Raw genomic sequence first — 5,822 nt, forward strand, 5'->3', positions numbered from 1 at the left:
CCACGCGTACCGTGTCGCCAAACTGGGCATGAATCGCTTTCAACGCCACAATGTGTTGATTGCTAAGATCGCCAGAATTGCCCACCAGCAGCGTCATTTTGCCGGTTTTCACGTCACCAGAGTCCAAAGTATTCAGCGACGAATCCATGCGCGTCGGGAAATAAATCAGTTCGCCAGCTACATTCGGGTGACGTTCATGGAAGTAGTTCAGGTCGCCGCGCGTGGCAAAAACTCGCCCCACCCGCCCCTGCGCAATACGGCGCAGCAGGTAAAATACCCGAAACTTGAGGCTCTTCGAGGCCTCGTAAAGATCAGCGCCCCAAATATGCCAGTACATCTGGGTGGGCTTCAAACCACCGGTCAGCAAGGCAATCCATAGCGCACTATTAAATTGACCATGGAAGAAAAAGCGTTGTTGACGATTAGCTCGGGCCTTTTCAATCACGGCCTTTGCCAGCGCTTTTTTGGTTGGATAAAGCATGACTGCAAGCGCCGGAAAAGCCGACAGCGGCGAGTCGTCCTTTGACACCACCATAAACTGGCGGGCGTGCGGATTCGCGGTAGCCAGTGCGTCATTAAAGAAACGCAGTACCGTTTGATTATGATGTGGGATATCCGATCCCAGTACGTGAATCAGTGTCGTCATGCTCGTCTACGATAAATAAGAAAAACGCTGCAACAGAGCGTGAAGTAAATGATGTACGTTGCCATATAAGCCTGTGCCGCGCCGAGCGCGCCATGCGCAGGTATAAGCCAATGCGAAAAACCGGTCAATAACGCAAACTGGCTGATTTCAGTCAAAATATAGAAGCGAAGCGAGGCTTTCGCTATCACCAGATAGCCAAATACGTAGGAGCCCACTTTCAGTACGTCACCCACCAGTTGCCAGGCGAAAAGATCGCGCATCGCAATAAACTTGTGCGAGAAAAGCAGCCAGATGGCGAAGTCACGTAATAGCCAGACGGTAAAACTCGCCAGAGCCACGGCGGGCAGCACAAATTTCAGTGAGCGAAGGATCTCACGGCTGATGTCATGTTTGCTGGTCAGTCGAGAAAGCGTTGGCAGTAAATACACGCTAAACGAAGCGGTGATGAATTGCAGATACGCATCCGAAATGCTGCTAACACCTTGCCAGATTCCGACATCATTCCAGCTGTAATGCGCGGCGAGCAGATTTCGCATCATCACGTAGGCCACCGGCAACGTTACCGAGGTAATCAGCGCCATGATGGTGAACTTGCCAAGACTGCTGGCGTAGACTTTATCCCATTGCGGTTTCAGATAACCGAGCGGTACGTGTTCGCGGCGAACCAGCATAATGCCAGCAGGAATCAGTACCAGCGCTGGCACCAACGCCAGCCCTAACAGCGCCCCCTGATAACCTCCCAGGCGGTAGCAAAGGTAATAAGCCAGGACGCCTATCAGGCTGCCGCCAATCAGCGCCAGTGCATTACCCGCCGCATCACGAAAACCTTTCATGATGGCCAGCGACAAGTTCGCCCAGGCAATACCCATTTGCACAAGCGCGACCAGACGCACGAGTCCCTGGTAGTTTTCATGCCCAAATAAACCAAGGCTAATCGGCTTTGCCGCCACTACAAAAATAATGGCTAAAAGCGTCGAGAAGCCCAAAACCATGGCCGATGACGTGCCGATGACTTTGCGCAGTTGCTCGGGTTGATCGTGATATTGCGCGACATATTTAGTCACGCCATTGAAGATCCCCGCCCCGGCCAGCACACCTAATACGGTGACCATCTGGCGGAAGTTTCCAGCCTGTCCAACACCACTGGGGCCGTACGCCACAGCCAACAACTTCACCACCAGCAAACCGGCAGCAATTTTTACCAGCGTGGACCCTGCGGTCCACACTGAGGCTTTCGCGAGTGACATATCAGGAGAAGAAGCTTAACAACGTATTGATAACAGTACGCTGGTTCGCTGGAGACAGGTTATAGAACAGCGGCAAGCGCAGCAGGCGCTCACTTTCCTGGGTGGTGAAACGGTCTTCGCCGTGGAAGTAGCCAAACTTCTCGCCAGCCGGGCAATCATGTAATGGGATGTAATGGAACACCGCCATAATTTCTGCCTCTTTGAGATACGCAATCAGCGCGCTGCGGTCTTCGATATCACGCAGCTTGATATAAAACATGTGCGCATTTTGTACACAGTCTTTTGGAATCGATGGCAGTTCGATGCGCCCGGCTTTAGCCAGTGGTGCAAGCGCGTCGTAATAGGCATGCCACAGTTTCAGGCGCTGTTGGTTAATCTTTTCAGCGGCTTCCAGTTGCGCCCAAAGATATGCAGCCTGGAGGTCTGCCATCAGGTAGCTTGAACCAATATCGCGCCAGGTGTATTTGTCCACTTGCCCACGGAAGAACTGGCTGCGGTTGGTGCCTTTTTCACGAATAATTTCCGCGCGTTCGATAAGTGAAGCGTCGTTTATCAGCGTCGCTCCCCCTTCGCCACCGGCGGTGTAGTTTTTGGTTTCGTGGAAGCTGAAGCAGCCAATGTGACCAATTGTTCCTAAGGCACGGCCTTTGTAGGTCGACATCACACCCTGCGCGGCATCTTCCACCACAAAGAGTTTATGTTTTGTCGCAATCGCCATAATGGTGTCCATTTCGCAGGCAACACCCGCGTAATGAACCGGAACAACGGCTCGCGTTTTCTCGGTGATGGCTGCTTCAATCAGCTTCTCGTCGATGTTCATGGTGTCCGGGCGAATATCAACAAAGACAACTTTGGCGCCACGTAGAACAAAGGCATTCGCTGTAGAAACAAAGGTATAGCTTGGCATAATCACTTCATCGCCGGGCTGAATATTCAGCAGCAACGCGGCCATTTCCAGCGATGCGGTACAAGAAGGTGTCAGCAGCACTTTTTTGCTGCCAAAACGGTGCTCCATCCATTGCTGACAGCGACGGGTGAAACCACCGTCGCCACAGAGCTTGCCGCTACCCATCGCAGCCTGCATGTATTCGATTTCCGTACCTACAACTGGCGGAGCATTAAATGGAATCATTTTTTCACCTGTATAACCAGAAGGCGGTGCTTTCTATGTTGGCACCGCTTTGAATATAACGTCGCAGAGCTGCGGTATTGCTGGTTTGTGTAGCCACGCGCAGCGTTTGTAACCCACGCTGCTGACACCATAAACGCGCGGTATCCATCAATTCGGCACCCACACCACGTCCCGCCAGTAAACCAATACGCGCCTCGCGCTCATTGAGTTGGCGCATGCTGACAAAGCCTTGTATCACATCACCATTTTTCAATATCAGGCACTCGTGGTCAAAAGTACCAAGCACTGCATTTTCAACCCATTGTGCATAGAAATTTCCACTATCAGCTGGTTGATACCAGGGCGCACGAAAACGGCTTTGTGTGAAAATTTTAGCGGCTAAATCCCGTAATACAGGGATATCCGCATCTGTGGCTAGCTGTAGAGAAGATGGAGCATGTTGCGTGCCAACTTTCAGTGCAAGATCGACTTCTCCTTCAACCAGTTTAAAACCGAGTTGCTGCAAACCATCAAGCAAGAGGGTTTGCTGGGTAGCGATTTTTGCCTGCACACGGGTAAACGCCGCAAGGAGTGGTGGAGTCAGCAAGGGCGCGTCATCTTCAAAACGAAGAATTCCGCTATTCACCGCAAAGAATTGGTTCTCCCAGTCGAGAGATTCAATTCTTGCGTGAACGGGTACAGAGTTAGACGTCATCGGCTTCATCTGCGTCTGGCGAGAACTAGCGCCAGACTCCTTTGGTATCAACAATCCAGCGTTGCTGAACTTGTGTACCCGGAATAACTTTGAATGCCTGGTGATCGACTAACATCACCAACACGTCAGCTTGTGAAAGGGCTTCATCCGTAGTGGCTAATTCACAGTGTCCGAGCAGTTTTTTCGGCAGCTGGTGAATGTTGGGCTCAACTGCCAGAGTTTTACCACTATGCCAGGTGCTGAGAAGCTCAGCGATTTCCATGGCAGGGCTTTCACGCAGGTCGTCAATGTTAGGTTTAAACGCAAGGCCAAAGCAGGCAATAGTGATTTCACTGGCGCGCTTTCCTGTTTCTGACAGGCAGTCAGCTACGGCGGCTTTCACCTGGTTGACAACCCAGTGCGGCTTGCCATCGTTGACCTCACGCGCGGTACGGATCAACTGTGCTTGCTCTGGGTTCTGCGCGACGATAAACCATGGGTCAACCGCGATGCAATGCCCACCAACACCCGGACCCGGCTGCAAGATATTGACGCGCGGGTGACGGTTCGCCAGGCGGATTAATTCCCAGACGTTAATCCCTTGTGCGGCACAAATCAGCGACAGCTCGTTGGCGAAGGCAATATTCACATCGCGGAAGCTGTTTTCAGTGAGCTTACACATTTCAGCGGTGCGGGAGTTCGTCACCACACACTCACCTTCCAGGAAGATTTTGTACAGTTCGCTGGCACGAGCCGAGCAGATTGGCGTCATGCCGCCAATAACCCGATCGTTTTTGATAAGCTCAACCATCACCTGGCCTGGCAATACTCGTTCCGGGCAGTAAGCCACGTTAACATCTGCTGCTTCACCAGCCTGCTGAGGGAATGTCAGGTCAGGGCGAAGTTCGGCTAACCATTGCGCCATTTGCTCGGTTGAACCGACCGGAGAAGTGGACTCCAGAATCACCAAAGCCCCTTTCTTGAGGACGGGAGCGATGGACTCGGCGGCAGCTTTAACATAAACCATGTCCGGTTCGTGATCGCCTTTAAATGGCGTTGGCACCGCAATCAAAAAAGCATCAGCTTCAACTGGCCTGGTACTGGCGCGTAAAAAACCACCTTCCACAGCAGTTTTGACCACCTTATCCAGGTCGGGCTCAACGATGTGAATAGCACCACGATTTATGGTGTCTACAGCATGTTGGTTGATATCAACCCCTACGACGTGTTGCTGTTTAGAGGCAAATGCAGCCGCAGTAGGTAATCCGATATAGCCAAGACCAATCACAGAGATGGTTGCAAAACTCATTGTTGTGTCACCTGATTCTTCTTCAATGCTGCCAAAATTTGTGCACAGGCCTTACCGTTGCCGTAAGGATTATGTGCCCGACTCATCACTTCGTATTCGTTTTGGTCTTTCAACAAACGCGTTACCTGGCGGACAATCTCTTGAGTATCCGTACCCACCAAACGAACGGTTCCTGCATCAACCGCTTCCGGGCGCTCTGTAGTATCACGCATCACCAATACGGGTTTTCCCAGCGATGGCGCTTCTTCCTGGATACCACCGGAGTCGGTCAGAATCAGGTAGGCATGGTTCATTAAATAGACAAACGGCAAGTATTCCTGTGGGTCGATCAGCACCACGTTTTTAACATCACCAAGAATACGCGTCACAGGCTCGCTAACATTTGGATTCAAATGCACAGGATAAACAATCTGAACATCGCTATTTTCTTTAGCAATTTCAGCCAGCGCGTGACAAATACGTTCAAAACCATCGCCAAAGCTTTCGCGGCGGTGACCGGTAACCAGAATCAGTTTTTTGCTGTTATCGAGGAACGGATGACACTCCGCCAAAGAGCTGCGCAAGCTATCATCAGCCAACACGCGATCGCGGACGGAAATCAGCGCATCAATCACCGTATTACCGGTAACGAAGATCTTACTGTCGCTGATATTTTCACGTAAGAGGTTTTGTCGGGAATTCTCTGTTGGCGCGAAGTGATACATCGCCAGATGCCCGGTAATGGTTCTGTTCGCTTCTTCTGGCCACGGGGAGTACAGGTCGCCAGTACGCAGACCCGCTTCAACATGCCCAACGGGAATACGCTGATAAAATGC

At 51.6% G+C, this 5,822-nt stretch carries 6 protein-coding genes; all 6 read right to left on the minus strand.

Going from position 1 to position 5,822, the window contains the following annotated elements:
- A partial coding sequence (locus MES37_RS23140) for a TDP-N-acetylfucosamine:lipid II N-acetylfucosaminyltransferase (RefSeq protein WP_237932724.1) occupies positions 1-646 on the minus strand: 646 nt, incomplete at its 3' end.
- Positions 643-1,893, minus strand: a complete 1,251-nt coding sequence (wzxE, locus tag MES37_RS23145; protein ID WP_237932725.1) for a lipid III flippase WzxE — start codon at positions 1,891-1,893, stop codon at positions 643-645. The genes wzxE and MES37_RS23140, both read right to left, overlap by 4 nt.
- Position 1,894: 1 nt before the next feature.
- A complete protein-coding gene (gene rffA / locus MES37_RS23150) occupies positions 1,895-3,025 on the minus strand; it encodes a dTDP-4-amino-4,6-dideoxygalactose transaminase (RefSeq protein ID WP_237932726.1) in 1,131 nt (376 codons plus the stop codon).
- A 4-nt stretch (positions 3,026-3,029) separates the two neighbouring features.
- Positions 3,030-3,719: a dTDP-4-amino-4,6-dideoxy-D-galactose acyltransferase gene (gene rffC, locus MES37_RS23155; RefSeq protein WP_064541632.1), complete on the minus strand. Its 690-nt coding sequence runs from the start codon at positions 3,717-3,719 to the stop codon at positions 3,030-3,032.
- Positions 3,720-3,744: 25 nt separating this feature from the next.
- Positions 3,745-5,007 (minus strand): UDP-N-acetyl-D-mannosamine dehydrogenase, encoded by a 1,263-nt coding sequence (gene wecC, locus MES37_RS23160; protein ID WP_064541566.1) that lies wholly within the window; start codon positions 5,005-5,007, stop codon positions 3,745-3,747.
- Positions 5,004-5,822: non-hydrolyzing UDP-N-acetylglucosamine 2-epimerase (wecB, locus tag MES37_RS23165; RefSeq protein WP_237932727.1), on the minus strand; the 819-nt coding region annotated here is incomplete at its 5' end. The genes wecB and wecC, both read right to left, overlap by 4 nt.

This window comes from Buttiauxella sp. S19-1 (assembly GCF_022134725.1).
Classification (GTDB): Bacteria; Pseudomonadota; Gammaproteobacteria; order Enterobacterales; family Enterobacteriaceae; genus Buttiauxella; species Buttiauxella ferragutiae.

Excerpts from the sequence above, each read along its gene's own strand:
- wzxE (WP_237932725.1), bottom strand. The coding sequence starts at position 1,893 with ATGTCACTCGCGAAAGCCTCAGTGTGGACCGCAGGGTCCACGCTGGTA.
- rffA (WP_237932726.1), bottom strand. The coding sequence starts at position 3,025 with ATGATTCCATTTAATGCTCCGCCAGTTGTAGGTACGGAAATCGAATAC.
- rffC (WP_064541632.1), bottom strand. The coding sequence starts at position 3,719 with ATGACGTCTAACTCTGTACCCGTTCACGCAAGAATTGAATCTCTCGAC.
- wecC (WP_064541566.1), bottom strand. The coding sequence starts at position 5,007 with ATGAGTTTTGCAACCATCTCTGTGATTGGTCTTGGCTATATCGGATTA.